17 protein-coding genes are annotated in these 14,455 nt (G+C 58.4%); 14 read left to right on the top strand and 3 right to left on the bottom strand.

Annotation, left to right across the window (positions count from 1 at the left end; genetic code table 11):
* Positions 1-35 precede the first annotated feature (35 nt).
* Positions 36-860, top strand: a complete 825-nt coding sequence (locus AC1DCP_RS15505; protein WP_003511403.1) for a TIGR00282 family metallophosphoesterase — start codon at positions 36-38, stop codon at positions 858-860.
* Positions 861-987: 127 nt separating this feature from the next.
* Positions 988-1,830, top strand: coding sequence for an MBL fold metallo-hydrolase (locus tag AC1DCP_RS15500; protein ID WP_112959545.1), 843 nt, complete (start codon positions 988-990; stop codon positions 1,828-1,830).
* Positions 1,831-1,868: 38 nt separating this feature from the next.
* On the opposite strand, the gene AC1DCP_RS15495 is transcribed toward AC1DCP_RS15500, so the two are convergent.
* The gene (locus tag AC1DCP_RS15495) at positions 1,869-2,372 is read right to left on the bottom strand and encodes a pyridoxamine 5'-phosphate oxidase family protein (RefSeq protein ID WP_003511401.1); all 504 of its coding nucleotides are present in this window, start codon (positions 2,370-2,372) and stop codon (positions 1,869-1,871) included.
* 200 nt (positions 2,373-2,572) lie between these two features.
* On the opposite strand from AC1DCP_RS15495, the gene AC1DCP_RS15490 reads away from it, so the two are divergent.
* Entirely contained in the window at positions 2,573-3,319 is a 747-nt protein-coding gene (locus tag AC1DCP_RS15490; protein ID WP_112959544.1) for a YebC/PmpR family DNA-binding transcriptional regulator, read from the top strand.
* 54 nt (positions 3,320-3,373) lie between these two features.
* On the opposite strand, the gene AC1DCP_RS15485 is transcribed toward AC1DCP_RS15490, so the two are convergent.
* Entirely contained in the window at positions 3,374-4,375 is a 1,002-nt protein-coding gene (locus AC1DCP_RS15485; RefSeq protein ID WP_003511400.1) for an LLM class flavin-dependent oxidoreductase, read from the bottom strand.
* Positions 4,376-4,507: 132 nt separating this feature from the next.
* A complete protein-coding gene (locus tag AC1DCP_RS15480; RefSeq protein ID WP_112192249.1) occupies positions 4,508-6,817 on the bottom strand; it encodes a methyl-accepting chemotaxis protein in 2,310 nt (769 codons plus the stop codon).
* A gap of 248 nt (positions 6,818-7,065) precedes the next feature.
* Between AC1DCP_RS15480 and ruvC the strand changes: the two genes are divergently transcribed.
* From ruvC to AC1DCP_RS15425, 11 genes are all read left to right on the top strand, one after another.
* Complete coding sequence (gene ruvC / locus AC1DCP_RS15475; RefSeq protein ID WP_003511398.1) at positions 7,066-7,578, top strand: crossover junction endodeoxyribonuclease RuvC; 513 nt, start codon at positions 7,066-7,068, stop codon at positions 7,576-7,578.
* A gap of 31 nt (positions 7,579-7,609) precedes the next feature.
* Complete coding sequence (gene ruvA, locus AC1DCP_RS15470) at positions 7,610-8,227, top strand: Holliday junction branch migration protein RuvA (RefSeq protein ID WP_065660471.1); 618 nt, start codon at positions 7,610-7,612, stop codon at positions 8,225-8,227.
* A 126-nt stretch (positions 8,228-8,353) separates the two neighbouring features.
* Entirely contained in the window at positions 8,354-9,394 is a 1,041-nt protein-coding gene (ruvB, locus tag AC1DCP_RS15465) for a Holliday junction branch migration DNA helicase RuvB (RefSeq protein ID WP_003511396.1), read from the top strand.
* Between the two features lie 52 nt (positions 9,395-9,446).
* Positions 9,447-9,665 (top strand): hypervirulence associated TUDOR domain-containing protein, encoded by a 219-nt coding sequence (locus AC1DCP_RS15460; protein ID WP_075807662.1) that lies wholly within the window; start codon positions 9,447-9,449, stop codon positions 9,663-9,665.
* A 37-nt stretch (positions 9,666-9,702) separates the two neighbouring features.
* Positions 9,703-10,281, top strand: coding sequence for a DinB family protein (locus AC1DCP_RS15455; RefSeq protein WP_476774415.1), 579 nt, complete (start codon positions 9,703-9,705; stop codon positions 10,279-10,281).
* Positions 10,281-10,808 carry an NUDIX hydrolase gene (locus AC1DCP_RS15450; protein WP_019564901.1) on the top strand — a complete coding sequence of 176 codons (528 nt, stop codon included), beginning with the start codon at positions 10,281-10,283 and terminating at the stop codon, positions 10,806-10,808. Before AC1DCP_RS15455 ends, AC1DCP_RS15450 begins: the two co-directional genes overlap by 1 nt.
* Entirely contained in the window at positions 10,805-11,341 is a 537-nt protein-coding gene (locus AC1DCP_RS15445; protein WP_476774414.1) for an NUDIX hydrolase, read from the top strand. The genes AC1DCP_RS15450 and AC1DCP_RS15445 overlap by 4 nt, the downstream gene beginning before the upstream one ends.
* Positions 11,338-11,778: a tol-pal system-associated acyl-CoA thioesterase gene (gene ybgC, locus AC1DCP_RS15440; RefSeq protein ID WP_003511391.1), complete on the top strand. Its 441-nt coding sequence runs from the start codon at positions 11,338-11,340 to the stop codon at positions 11,776-11,778. Before AC1DCP_RS15445 ends, ybgC begins: the two co-directional genes overlap by 4 nt.
* A gap of 261 nt (positions 11,779-12,039) precedes the next feature.
* The gene (tolQ, locus tag AC1DCP_RS15435) at positions 12,040-12,759 is read left to right on the top strand and encodes a protein TolQ (protein ID WP_003511390.1); all 720 of its coding nucleotides are present in this window, start codon (positions 12,040-12,042) and stop codon (positions 12,757-12,759) included.
* Positions 12,760-12,805: 46 nt separating this feature from the next.
* Positions 12,806-13,264 carry a protein TolR gene (gene tolR, locus AC1DCP_RS15430; RefSeq protein ID WP_003511389.1) on the top strand — a complete coding sequence of 153 codons (459 nt, stop codon included), beginning with the start codon at positions 12,806-12,808 and terminating at the stop codon, positions 13,262-13,264.
* An 8-nt stretch (positions 13,265-13,272) separates the two neighbouring features.
* Entirely contained in the window at positions 13,273-14,442 is a 1,170-nt protein-coding gene (locus tag AC1DCP_RS15425; protein WP_476774413.1) for a hypothetical protein, read from the top strand.
* The last annotated feature ends 13 nt before the right edge of the window (positions 14,443-14,455 follow it).

The following is a 14,455-nucleotide window of genomic DNA, read 5'->3' as shown; positions in this document are numbered from 1 at the left end:
GAATTTAGGAACATGCGCAAGATCGGGGCGGGTGAATGAGGCTTCTTTTTCTCGGAGATATGGTTGGCAAGACCGGACGCACGGCTGTCTGGGACAGGTTGCCCGGGCTTATTTCCGATCTGAAGCTCGATTTCGTCATCGTTAATGGCGAAAACGCCGCCGGTGGTTTCGGCATCACCGAGGATATCTATCTCGAAACCATCAATGCCGGTGCGGATGTGGTGACGACCGGCAACCATGTCTGGGACCAGAAGGAGGCCGTTTCCTTCTGCGAGCGCCATGACCAGTTCCTGCGGCCAGCCAATTATCCCGATGGTACGCCGGGCAAGGGCTCGGGCATTTTTTACGCCCGCAACGGCGCGCGTGTGCTTGTCGCCAACATCATGGGCCGGGTCTTCATGCATCCGGAACTGGACGATCCCTTCAAATCGGCGGAGAACATTCTCGCTGCCTGCCCGCTGAAGGAGCAGGCCGACGCCATCATCTTCGATTTCCACGCGGAAGCGACGAGCGAAAAACAGTGTTTCGGTCATTTCGTCGATGGACGCGCAAGCTTTGTTGTCGGCACCCACACCCATGTTCCGACTGCTGACGCCCAGATCTTGAACGGTGGCACGGCCTATATGTCGGACGCCGGCATGTGCGGTGACTACGACAGCTCGCTTGGCATGGAAAAGGAAGAGCCGATCAACCGCTTCATTTCCAAAATGCCGAAGGGCCGTTTCGAAGCCGCCAGTGGACCTGCGACGATCTGCGGCGTCGGCGTCGAGATTTCCGACCGGACCGGCCTTGCGGAAAAGATCGCACCGCTGCGAATTGGCCCGAGGCTCTCCGAAACCCTCCCGTCCTTCTGGGCGTGAGCTTTCGGCTTCTAGCGCTCATCACCCGTTCACAATGACGAGATCGTGAGCGTTCCGCCGCTGTTGGCGCTGGACGCCCTGCAAAACCTGCCTCATCTTCCTTTCTTCGCAAGTTCGAGGGAGTGGCATGATGCTGCGCGTGCTAATGCTTGCAATGGCCGGACTGGTTGCGTGCGCGGGAGCGGCCTTTTCCCAGGCTGGAAGCCGCCCCCCTGTGAGCCAGTGCCAGGCAATCGCCCGCAACATTCCCGGCGTCATGTTCGCCAGCTTCAAACCGGCAGGTGCCCAGCTGGCGCAGGCCACGGCTAAGGAGGAGGTGAAGATCACCTTCATCGGCCATTCCACCTATCTCATCGAAAGTCCTGGCGGCGTGACGATCGCCACAGATTATAATGGCGTCTATCGACCACCGGTCACGCCGACAGTGGTGACGATGAACCGGGCGCATATGACGCATTTCACTCTCAGTCCGGATCCGGCCATTCAACATGTGCTGCACGGTTGGAGCGATACGCCCGGCGAAAAGGCCGAGCACAAGCTTCTGGTTGGTGATGTCTATATCCGCAACGTTGCGACTGACATTCGCAACCGCTGGGGCGATTACGAATCCTTTCAGGAAAACGGCAATTCCATTTTCATCTTCGAGGTTGCGGGGCTGTGTATCGGCCATCTCGGCCATCTGCATCACGAACTGACGGACAAGCATTATGCCGAAATCGGTCGTCTGGATGTGCTGATGGTTCCAGTGGATGGTGGTTTGACGATGGGGTCCGACAGCATGAGCCGCGTGGTCAAGCGCCTGCGCTCCGCACTGATCTTGCCCATGCACCGCACTGGGCCTCCGTTGGAGCAGTTTTTGACGATGTTTGGGGAAAGCTTCCAGATTGCCTACGCAAAAGATGCGATCATCCGGGTCTCAATGAGAAACCTTCCCCGCCAGCCGCAGATACTGGTGCCAAAAGGCATGTAGTACAGCGACCGGCGAGGAAAGTCGGGGGAGTCGGTATCTCAGGCGAAGGCGAGGTGCTGGCGAACGCCGACATCAGGCATTTTATCGTCGGACATATTGGCCTTGGCGATTTCCCAGCCGAATTTTAGCGTGCTGTCAGTCGAGGCCCAGATTTCCGCGTCGTCAACATGCAGCGCCAGCATCGTCAGTTGCGGATCGCTCTTACCGTGCTCGTACCAGGCTGCGGTGACGGAGTTCCAGTATTCTTCGATCTTTGTCCTGTCGTCGCGCGCTTCGAGCACACCCGAGAGGCAGGCGTGATAATCATGGTCCTTGCCGACGACACAAAAATGAGCCCGCGAACCCGGCTTCAGCGTTTTGACGAGATCGGTGTCTTTCTTGGAGAAAAACCAGATCGTGTTGGTCTTGGGGTCGGCGTGCGGTGCCATCGGCTGCATATGATTGTGCAGGCCCTCGAGGCCAAGCATGCCGGCATGGACCGAATTGACCTCATCCCAGAGCTGGCGGGCGGGGTTTTCTCTTGCTTCAGTCAGGCTGACCATGTGTTTCCTCCGTTGGGTTTGCTGCGGCGACCGGGAGGGTGAAAAATGTCCCGCTCTTCCGCTTTCATTGTCAAAACGAAAAGCGGATAAATCAGTTCCTTATATTCTTGCGGCCAAGAGAAAGCGCTTGCGGGCTTGAACGGCGGGCATATCGCACTTATAAGGCCCGCAATCTCCAAATTAAGACAATCAGGTTTTCCATGGCTGGTCATTCACAGTTCAAGAACATCATGCACCGCAAGGGCAAGCAGGACTCCGTTCGGTCCAAAATGTTTTCCAAGCTTGCGCGTGAAATCACCGTTGCGGCAAAGGCGGGCATGCCCGACCCGAACATGAACGCGCGCCTGCGCCTGGCAATTCAGAACGCCAAGGCCCAGTCCATGCCGAAGGACAATATCGAGCGCGCGATCAAGAAAGCTTCCGGTGCAGACAGCGAAAACTACGATGAGGTCCGTTACGAGGGTTACGGCCCGGGTGGCGTCGCCGTCGTCGTCGAGGCCTTGACCGACAACCGCAACCGCACCGCCTCCAACGTCCGCTCCATCTTCACCAAGGCTGGTGGCGCACTCGGCGAAACCGGATCGGTTTCCTTCTCCTTCGACCGCGTCGGTGAGATCACTTACAAGGCCGAAGTCGGCGATGCCGACAAGGTCATGGAAGCGGCTATCGATGCTGGTGCCGACGATGTCGAATCTTCCGAGGACGGTCACACTATCATCTGCGGTTTCGAGGCGATGAACGAGGTTTCCAAGGCGCTGGAAGGCGTGCTCGGCGAAGCTGAAAGCGTCAAGGCCATCTGGAAGCCGCAGAACACGGTGCCGGTGGATGAGGAAAAGGCGCAGTCGCTGATGAAGCTCATCGACAATCTCGAAGACGATGACGACGTGCAGAGCGTCTATTCCAACTTCGAAGTTTCGGAAGAAATTCTCGCCAAGCTTTCCGCCTGACGGTTCAGATTTAAAAAAAAGCCCCGGCAGCGTCCTCGCTCCGGGGCTTTTTGTTTAGGCGGCCTTCCTGATGGAGGTCCGCACATCGGCGAAGATCTCCACGGATCGCAGCCGTTTTTCGATATTGTGGATCGGCATCGAGACGATCAGTTCGTCGGCCTGCGTTTCGGCGAGGAAGCCGTCGAGGTGGCGTCCGATTGTTTCAGGCGAGCCGACGGCGGCGAAACGCAAGGTATGTTCCACCGAAAAACGCTCCATCTCGTTCCAGTGGTCGTCCATGCTCTGAACCGGCTTGGGGAACGGGACGCGTACATTGCGGCGCAGGTTGACGAATTGCTGCTGTGACGAGGTGAAGAGATATTGCGCCTCCTCGTCGGTATCGGCGCCGACTCCCATCACTCCAACCATCACATAGGGCTTGTCCAGCGTCGCAGAGGGCTGGAAGCGCTCGCGATAGATATGGATCGCCTCCATCAGCATGTCAGGCGCAAAATGCGACGCAAAGGAATAGGGCAGGCCGAGTGCCGCTGCCAGATGCGCGCTATAGGTGCTTGAGCCAAGCAACCAGAGCGGCACGTGCGAATTCATGCCGGGCACGGCAAGGATCGCCTGATCCTGCTGGGGCTGGCCAAGGTACTGCTGGAGCTCGATGATGTCGTGCGGGAAGTTCTCCGCACCGGCATCAAGATTGCGGCGCAGCGCCCTTGCCGTGCGCATATCGGTTCCCGGCGCGCGGCCAAGCCCGAGATCGACCCGGCCAGGCAACAGCGCCGCCAGCGTGCCGAATTGTTCGGCAATGACGAGCGGGGAGTGGTTAGGCAGCATGATGCCGCCTGAGCCGACGCGAATATGTTTCGTGGCGGCACCAACATGGGCGATGACGAGCGATGTGGCTGCGCTCGCAATACCAGGCATGCCATGGTGTTCCGCAAGCCAGATGCGGTTGTAACCGTGGTCTTCAGCCTTGATCGCCATGCGGCGAGAATTTTCAAGCGCCTGGCTGACGCTCTCGCCTTCGCCGATTGGCGAAAGGTCGAGAATGGAAAAGGGGATCATCCAACGCTCCTACACAAATTCTGTCTTTGATGCGGATGTAAGGCGCGTGTCCCGATTTACCATAGAAGTCGCGCAGAATTGAAGGATGGTTCAAAAAAATTGGGGCCTCGAAAGAGGCCCCTTTTCATTTTTTTAGCCCGCTCGACGGAATTGCCGGGTTTCGCGATGTTCTGGAGGTTGCCGGTCGGAAGCGAGTACGAATTGTCCGAGCCTGCCGTCCATCTCTCCCGCCTCGGAAGCGAGATTGTGAATGGCCGCCGTCGTCTCCTCCACCATGGCGGCATTTTGCTGCGTCATGGTGTCGAGACTGGTGACGGTGCTGTTGATTTCCGCAAGCGTATGCGCCTCCTCGCGGGTGGATTCCATGATCTCTTCGATGCGGGAACTGATGGTCTGCACGTGCTTGCCGATGCCGGTTAGCGAGGCCCCCGCCTTTTCGACCAGTGCCACGCCGGTGGAAACCTCGTCGGTGGAGCGCTTCAGCAGGCTGGTGATTTCTTTTGCGGCGGCGGCCGAGCGTTGTGCCAGCTCGCGCACCTCCTGCGCCACAACGGCAAAACCCTTGCCGGCCTCGCCCGCACGCGCGGCTTCCACACCTGCGTTCAGGGCGAGAAGGTTGGTCTGGAAGGCGATTTCATCGATAACGCCGATGATCTGGTTGATCTGGCGCGACGAGGTCTGGATCGCTTCCATGGCGGCGATGGTCTGCTCCATGACTTGGCTGGACGCAGTGGCCTGCGTACTGGCGTCGCGGGCGATCCGTGTTGCCTGTTCGGCGCGTTCGATCTGGTCGCGGACGGCTTCGGTGATTGCCTTGATGGCGCTTGCCGTCTCGGTAATGGAGGCGGCCTGCCGTTCAGTGCGCTCAGCGAGCTGGTCTGCACCTACCCGCATTTCCTCCGAGCCGCCGCGAACGGCGGCGGAATTGCCGCCGATGGCCTGCATGGTCTCGCTGAGCCTTGCAAGCGCCGTATTGAAGTTGTGGCGCAGGCTTTCAAGATCGTCTGGGAAGACAGTCTCAATGCGATAGGCGAGATTGCCGTTTGCCAGTCGATCCAGCCCTTCGTCAAGAGAACGCACGACCATCTGCAGGGTGCCGGCCTCGGCCTCTCGTTCCGCAAGATGTGCGCGGCGTGCCGTTTCGGCTTCCTCGCGCGTGCGAGACGTGGTCGCTTCCATTTCCCGCTGCAAAATGAGTTTTTCGCGGAAACTGCCAAGCGCGCGCGCCATGCGGCCGATCTCGTCCTTGCGGTCCTGATTGCCGATCTCGGCATCGAGACGGCCTGCCGCCACTTCGCCGGTCAGCCCGGCCAGCTTCTCCAGCGGTGCGAACAGGCGCCGTGCAAAAAAGGCAGTTGCCGCGCACATGGCTGCCAGAACGCAAAGGCCGATGACGGCTAGCGTGCCAGCAATCGAAATGGAACCGGCGTTCAACTCACTGCGCAACATGCTTTCCACCGCGAGGTATTTTTCACCGGCAAACGAGAAGGCGCGGGCATAGGCATTGGCTTCGCCGTCCGGACGGTTGATCTTGGCAATCGTCATACCGGACGTATTGAGTGCTTGTGCATGGAAGCCATAGATTGCCGGATTAAGGCTGACGAGACCGTTGCCGTCCACGCCCAGAACCTTGCCATCGGCGGAAACGATCGCGGATTGTTCGGAGCTGCCGGCGGAGATGCCTTTCGCGAGGATCTGGCTGAAGACCTCTTGTTTGACGCGGAAGAGAACGATGCCCTTGAACGCACCGAATTTGACTACCGGAATGCCGAAATAGATGCCGGCCTCTTTGGTCGCGGCGTCGACGCGCAGGCCGGAGAAACTCGTCTGCGCCACGTCGTTCACGGCTTTTCCTGCGTTGGTGGCTCCGCGCGCAAAAGCAGCCCCAAGGCCGCTATCCGCCCAGGCGCCACCCGTGACGGTTTCCCCGAAAGCCGGTCCTTTCAGATAGGAGTAATAAACCGTGCCGGCCGGATCGATGAAGAGAACATCGCTGAATGGGGTTCCCTTGAGGTAGCCGCCGATATCCGTCTGGGTTTTTTCATGGGTGGAATAATAAAAGCCGCTCGGATTTTCGGGCTTGATGAGCTTTTCTTTCTCTCCGTAGGGGTTTTCCTTGACGAAGACGCGTTGCAGTTCCGCCTTTGCGTCGCCGGAACTCTTCTGCACGGTGCCCCAGCCGCTGCGCATGGAAACTACCGCCATTTGCAGGGATTCGATCTTGGCGATAGAATCCGCCTGCGTTTCAAGCTGCTCAAGGCGTTCCTGCAGCATATCGCCCCTGAAGACGAGAATGCTCTCCATGGATTTCGACGCCTGTTCCTCGAGAACGCCGCTGCTGCTTTGATAGCCGAGAAGCGTGAGAGCCCCGGTCGAGATCGTCATCAGCGCAAGGAAAATCACGAGCACTTTGGTGGATATGGAATGAAAACGGTTCAGCATGGCCGATGCAGCCCTCAATGCCGTATCACTTCCCGCACCATGCATTGATGGCGCCACCGGATGGCTGATATGGCGAAAATATTGCGCTGCGGATCATCATGTCCGCAGCTCCCCTTTTTTGATTTTGTGCGGGAACAATGCGGTACGCGGTTTAAGCAGAGGTAAATGCTGCACTGCAAATTTGATCAATGTTGTCGTTTTGTTCACTTATCGCTGGCAGGGTCGCAGCCGAAAAGATAGGGTGGCTTATGCAAAAGACGATTCGAATCATCGGTATCGACCCCGGGTTGCGGCGCACCGGATGGGGTGTCATCGAAACCTTCGGCAACAGCCTTCGGTTTGTCGCTTCCGGCACGGTGACATCGGATGGTGATATGGATCTCGCCTCCCGCCTGTGCCAGTTGCATGATGGGCTGGCGGATACTGTTCACAGCTATCAACCCGATGAGGCGGCGGTGGAGCAGACGTTCGTGAACAAGGATGCTGTCGCCACGCTGAAGCTCGGTCAGGCGCGCGGCATTGCCATGCTGGTTCCGGCGCGGGCAGGGTTGCCTGTTTTCGAGTATGCGCCGAACGCGGTCAAAAAAGCCGTCATAGGTGTTGGGCACGGCGAAAAGCAGCAAATCCACATGATGCTGAAAATCCTGATGCCGAAAGCAGAATTCAAGGGTAACGATGCGGCGGACGCCTTGGCGATCGCAATCTGCCACGCCCATAATCGCGGCGGCGACAGGATGGCGCGGCTATTGGCGGCCGGTTGAATATTGAAGTCTCATTGCAGCGGGCGGCATCATGATTGGGAAACTTAAAGGCACCATCGAGGAAATCGGCGCGGATTACGTGCTGGTGGATGTGCACGGCGTTTGTTACGTCGCCTATTGCTCGGCGCGCACACTCTCAAAAATAGGTTCCGCTGGTGAAGCGGTCGTCCTCTTCATCGAAACCTATGTGCGCGAAGACCAGCTGAGGCTGTTCGGCTTTTTGTCGGCACTTGAGCGGGAATGGTTCAATCTGCTGCAGAGCGTGCAGGGGGTAGGTTCGAAAGTGGCGCTGGCCGTCTTGTCTACCCTGTCGCCTTCTGAACTCGCCAATGCGATAGCGCTGCAGGACAAGGTGATGATTTCACGTGCGCCGGGCGTAGGGCCGAAGGTGGCGGTGCGCCTCGTTACCGAGCTTCGCAACAAGGCGCCTGCCTTTGCAGGAGAAGCTTCGGCTTCCATCGGGCTCAAGCAGGAACTTGGCGAGGGTGTCGCCTCCGCGCCGGTGGCGGATGCCGTGTCGGCGCTCACCAATCTCGGCTATTCACGCGATCAGGCCGCAAATGCCGTTGCGGCCGCGCTGAAGAACGGCGGGGAGGGCGGCGACAGTGCCAAACTCATCCGGCTCGGCCTGCGCGAACTTTCACGCTAAGCTGCGCGCAGCAAGCGAACGAAGCCGGGTGCGATGCTGAATTTCGTGAAGCGCCTTCGTGCGACAGTCGTGATATAGCGGCGAAGACCATCTCCTGAATTGGTTTAGAACAATGGAATGCCCTCTATGAGCGATGCGGACAGACTGATTTCGGCGGACAAGCGCGGTGAAGATATCGACACCACAATGCGCCCGCAGTCGCTGGACGATTTTACCGGCCAGGCCGAGGCTCGCGCCAATCTCAAGGTGTTTATCGAGGCGGCAAAGAACCGTGGCGAGGCGCTGGACCATGTGTTGTTCGTCGGGCCTCCCGGTCTCGGCAAAACCACGCTGGCGCAGATCATGGCCAAGGAGCTTGGCGTCAACTTCAAGTCCACCTCCGGACCAGTGATCGCCAAGGCTGGCGACCTTGCCGCACTTTTGACCAATCTCGAGGAGCGCGATGTGCTCTTCATCGATGAAATCCATCGTCTCAACCCGGCAGTCGAGGAAATTCTCTATCCGGCAATGGAGGATTTCCAGCTCGACCTCATCATCGGTGAGGGGCCTGCGGCCCGCTCGGTAAAGATCGATCTTTCCAAGTTCACCCTCGTTGCCGCGACCACGCGTCTTGGTTTGCTGACAACGCCGCTGCGCGACCGCTTCGGCATTCCTGTCCGTTTGGCCTTCTACACTGTCGACGAGCTGGAACTGATCGTTCGGCGCGGCGCGCGGCTGATGGGTCTGAACATGACCGACGATGGCGCACGCGAGATAGCAAGGCGTGCACGCGGCACGCCGCGCATCGCCGGACGGCTCTTGCGCCGGGTTCGCGATTTCGCTGAGGTGGCCCGGGCGGAAGCCGTCACCCGTGAGATTGCCGACGAAGCGCTGACGCGGTTGCTTGTCGACAAAATGGGTCTCGATCAGCTGGACATGCGCTATCTGACCATGATCGCGGTCAATTTCGGCGGCGGCCCTGTTGGTATCGAGACCATCGCCGCTGGCTTGTCGGAGCCGCGTGATGCGATCGAAGACATCATAGAACCATACATGATCCAGCAGGGTTTCATCCAGCGCACGCCGCGCGGCCGCGTTCTGACCGGCACTGCCTGGAAACATCTGGGCATGCAGCCGCCTAAAGATCTCGAGGCGGCGCAATTCCGGCTGACGCTGGAAGAGGATTGAGGGAACAAGCCCGGCGCTTTCGCATTTGATGTTCTTTGGTCAGGAAATGATGATGTCCGGATATCGCAAGGGTACGAAGGTTCGCTGGAAATGGGGCAACGGAACCGGCGAAGGAAAAATCGTCGAGACGTTTACTGATGATGTCGAAAAAACGATTTCCGGTTCCACGATAAAGCGCAAGGCCAGCAAGGACGAACCCGCTTATCTTATCGAGCAGGAAGATGGGGCGAAGGTTCTGAAGAGCAAGTCCGAGCTGGAACACGTCGATTGAAAAACGGCGTTATCAGGCGCCATGAGAAGGGACGTCGATGGCCTACGATCCGATGCGGGTTTTCCGCAAACTCGCGCGCAACAACCGGCTGGCTAATTTAAGGCTGCATCAGGCTTGTCTTCAGCTGTTGCAGGAGGAATTCGTGGCCGCTCGCGTCAGCTTCTTTCCAACCCTTCGGGCGACCCTGAACCACATCTACACCGTTGACCTGTTTTATATCGACGCTGTTAAAGGCGGGACGCTCGGCCTTGCCGCTTTTGACGAGGAAGAGCCTTTCGCCACCATGGCGGAGCTGCATGTTGCCCAAGCGAAACTGGACGAAGAACTGATCGATTTTGTCGACATGCTGGATGAAGACGGCCTCGCTGCCATCGTCAATATTCATCGTGGAACACGCATCCAGCAGGATCGCTGCGATGATGTGTTGTCCCATCTCTTCCAGCACCAGACGCATCATCGCGGGCAGGTGCATGCCATGCTGTCCGGTACCATGATCAAGCCGCCACAACTGGATGAATTCATTGTGGGAGACGACGCAAAGGCGAGAAAAGCCGAGATGGATGCGTTAGGGTGGACGGAAACCGATTTGATGTTTCCAGCCAGCAGGTTCAGTTAATGACGCAAGACACCACGGTGCAGGACACCCGTATCCGCATGAAATTCAAGCCGAAACGCATTTTCCAGATGCGCGTTGCGGGGCTGGCGTTTCGGGATGGCCACGTGTTGGTGCACCGCGCGTCCCATGAGAAATTCTGGACCTTTCCAGGTGGCCGCGCCGAAATGGGCGAGCGTTCCGAAGAAACGCTGGCGCGCGAAATGGTCGAGGAACTTGGCGTTGAAGCGAAGGTCGGGCGGCTTCTATGGGCGGTCGAGAATTTTTTCCATTATGAGGGTAAGGACTGGCACGAACTCGGTTTCTATTACCTGATGGATTTGCCGGAGACCCTTGCCTTTCACCCGACGGATATCATTCACCGCGTTCAGGATGGCGATAACGAGCTCGAGTTTCGCTGGGTCGCTGCGACCCGTGATGCATTGACCGAACTCGATATTCCGCCCTATTTCATCGCGGATGAAATAGAACACCTGCCTGAGACCACAAGACACCTTGTCTGGTATGACGGCGACCTGGACGCCAAATGACTTCTGCCCCTGAGCGCCATATGATCCGGCTGGACCGCAAGCCGCAGCTGTTCAGCATGCGTGTGGCGGCGTTGATTTTCCACGACAACTATCTTCTCGTCCAGCGTGGCGCCAAGGATAGCTATTGGGCCCTGCCGGGCGGGCGGGCGGAAATCGGTGAAAGCTCGGAGCAGACCATCACCCGCGAGATCGGCGAGGAGCTTGACCGGGATTGCGCCGTCGAGCGTCTTCTCTGGTCGGCGGAGAATTTTTTCGGCTATGATGATTATGCCGCGCATGAACTGGCATTTTATTATCTGGTTTCGCTGCGCCAGCCTTTGCCGTTCCATGAAAGCGATATAGTGCATCGCGTGCTGGATGGCGTCGAGGTGGAGTTCCGCTGGCTGCCCGCGCAGCCTTCCGCGCTGCTGGAACACGATCTCAGACCCCGTTTCATTGCTGAGCGCATCGAGATGCTGCCTCAGCGCCACGAGCATCTTATCGTCCGCGAGGGTCGTTTAGGTGCGGCCGAACTTTCCAAGGAGATATCATGAGCGAGCTTGTGGTTTCGCTTTCCGGCGAACTCATCGAACATGGGCACCGCCTGACGCAGCGGGTCTATTATGAGGACACGGATTTTTCCGGCCTCGTTTATCACGCGCGCTATCTGCATTTTCTCGAGCGCGGGCGAACCGACTACCTGCGTTGCCTCGGCTGCGAGCAAAGCGCACTCCTGACCGCCGACGAGGAGGGTCTCGTTTTCGTCGTCCATCGTATGGAGATCGATTTCAAGAGCCCGGCCCGGATGGATGATGTGTTGACGATCACCACCCTTACCGAAAAGGCCGGGGGCGCAAAAATGGTGCTCAATCAGGAAATCCGGCGCGGCGAAACGCTGCTTGTTGCCGCCAAGGTCATCATCGCCGTCATCAATGCCAATGGCCGGCCAAGGCGCCTTCCGGAGACGGTGGCCGAAAAATTCCTGAAGTAAGTTCGGGGCTGGTCCAGTAAATCCATCAGACGTGGCGCGGTTGTAACACTCCTTTAACCATAATGGTGTCTTACTTTAGCAACTGGCATTTGTGCGGCGCACGCCTTCCTTTCACCAAATTTATTGGCAAGTAAGGCTTACTGGCAAGTATCGGGGTATGGCAAAGGGGTTTGCGGCTGTTGCTGCATAGCTTCGAGCGTTAACACGCGTTTGAATCGCCCGGTCCCGTACCGGGCGTTTGGATTCGGGGATTGGATATTTATGGAACAGGCAGGTTTGGCAGCGGCGACGCACGATGTAAGTCTCTGGGCGCTGTTTATGCAGGCGGGCCTCATCGTGAAGTTCGTGATGATTGGACTTATCGCCGCCTCGGTCTGGACGTGGGCGATCGTCTTCGACAAATACGTAAGCTTCGGCAAGGCAAAGCGCCAGTTCGACCAGTTCGAACAGGTCTTCTGGTCTGGCCAGTCGCTCGAAGAGCTTTACCGCACTCTGGCAGAACGCCAGAATGTTGGTCTCGCGGCAATTTTCGTTTCCGCCATGCGGGAGTGGAAGAAATCATTTGAACGCGGCGCCCGTTCACCCATCGGTCTGCAAATGCGTATCGACCGGGCAATGGACGTGACGATTGCTCGTGAAGGCGAACAATACGAGGCTCGCCTCGGTTCGTTGGCGACGATCGGTTCTGCCGGTCCGTTCATCGGCCTCTTCGGTACGGTCGTTGGTATCATGACCTCGTTCCAGGCGATTGCCGGTTCGAAGTCCACCAACCTTGCGGTCGTGGCGCCGGGTATCGCCGAAGCGCTTCTGGCAACGGCCATCGGTCTTGTCGCGGCTATTCCGGCGGTTATCGCCTACAACAAGTTCACGGCTGACGCGCACAAGCTTTCCGCTCGTATGGAAGGTTTCGCCGACGAGTTCTCCGCGATCTTGTCGCGCCAGATCGATGAAAAACTTCAGACGCGGCAGGCAGCCCAATAAGCGCGCCGCGCAGTAATTTGCCGCAAGGCAAAATGGAGTAGATGTTATGGGTATGTCAGCAGGTGGCAGCAGCGGCGGTTCCGGTGGACGCCGTGGGCGCGGCGGACGTCGCAGGGGCGGCGCGATCAGCGAAATCAACGTGACGCCACTGGTTGACGTCATGCTTGTGCTTCTCATCATTTTCATGGTGGCCGCACCGATGATGACGGTCGGCGTTCCGATCGACCTGCCGCAGACATCTGCCAACGCGCTGAATTCGGATACGCAGCCGATCACGATTTCCGTCAATGCCAATGGCCAGATCCATTTGCAGGAAACGGAAATCCAGGCGGCCGAGGTGGCCGACAAGCTGCAGGCAATCGCCACGACAGGCTATAACGAACGCATCTTCGTGCGCGCGGATTCCGTTGCCGCCTATGGCGTCGTCGCCGACGTGATGGCGCGTATCCAGGCAGCGGGCTTCAAGAATATCGGCCTTGTGACCCAGCAGAAACAGGATAATTGACGTCAGCGATGAAGGGCAGCCTTACCACATCCGCGATCGTGCACGCATCGCTTCTGGCTTTCGCCCTCGTTTCCCTGGGCTCGCCGGAGCCTCTTGACGTGTCGCAGGCTGAGGCCCTGCCTGTGGAGCTGGTGCCAATCGAGGAATTGAGCCAGATCCAGCAAGGCGACAAGAACGCGCCGAAGGCGGAAAAGTCGGCCCCGGTTCCGACTACACGTCCGGATATCGTTCCGAACGCTCAGAATGTCGGCAACAACGTGGCCGATATAGAAGCGCCGCCGACGCCTACTACAAAGCCGAACGACAATATCAGTGCGGCCGCTCCGCCAAAGCAGGAAAAGCCGCAGCCGGTTGTCGACACCAAGGCGAATGAGGTGAAGGAAATCGTCAAGGAAGAGACCTCGGCTCCGAAGCCGCAGGAAATGGCCGCCTTGCCGCAGACCAAGCCCGAGATCGCGCCGCAACCGAAGACGGAGCCGCCGCCGCAGGAAACGAGAGCGGAAGAGCCACCCCCGGTGCAACAGGAACCGGCCGAAATTCCCGTGCCGCCGAATGTGCCGCGCCCGAATTCCCGCCCGGAGCCGCCGAAGCCGGAAGTGCCGAAACAGGCTGAGACCAAACCTGCCGAGCAGAAGCCCGCTGAGAAGCCTGCAGAGACCAAGCCCGATCAGGCAAAGTCCACGGACAAGCCTTCCGACAAGAAGCCGGGTGAGAAAAAGCAGGAAACGGCGAAATCCGCTTCGTCGAAGGAAAGCGATTTTAACGCTGACGATGTTGCCGCGCTTTTGAACAAGCAGGCGCCCTCCGGTGGTGGTGCAAAGCGCTCCACCCAGCAGGCATCGCTTGGCGGCAAAAAGACCACGGGCGGTTCGACGCTCAGCCAGACGGAAATGGATGCGCTGCGTGGCGCAATCCAGAAAAACTGGCAGATCATTCCCGGCATGGCGGATGCCTCGGACGTTCGCGTTCGGGTCACCATGAAGCTTGACCGTGATGGATCCATCATCGGCCGACCCGAGATCGAAGCAACGGGTGGTTCCGAGGGAACGCGTCGCGCCCTTTCCGGTGGTGCCTATCGCGCCATCATGCGTTCTGCTCCGTTCACGAACCTTCCTGCCGACAAATATGATGCATGGAACGAAGTCGTAGTGAATTTCGATCCCAGTGAATTGCTATGAATGCTGAAAGGCC

Source organism: Agrobacterium sp. 10T429, from assembly GCF_056393925.1.
This window is presented reverse-complemented; position numbering and strand designations above follow the sequence as displayed.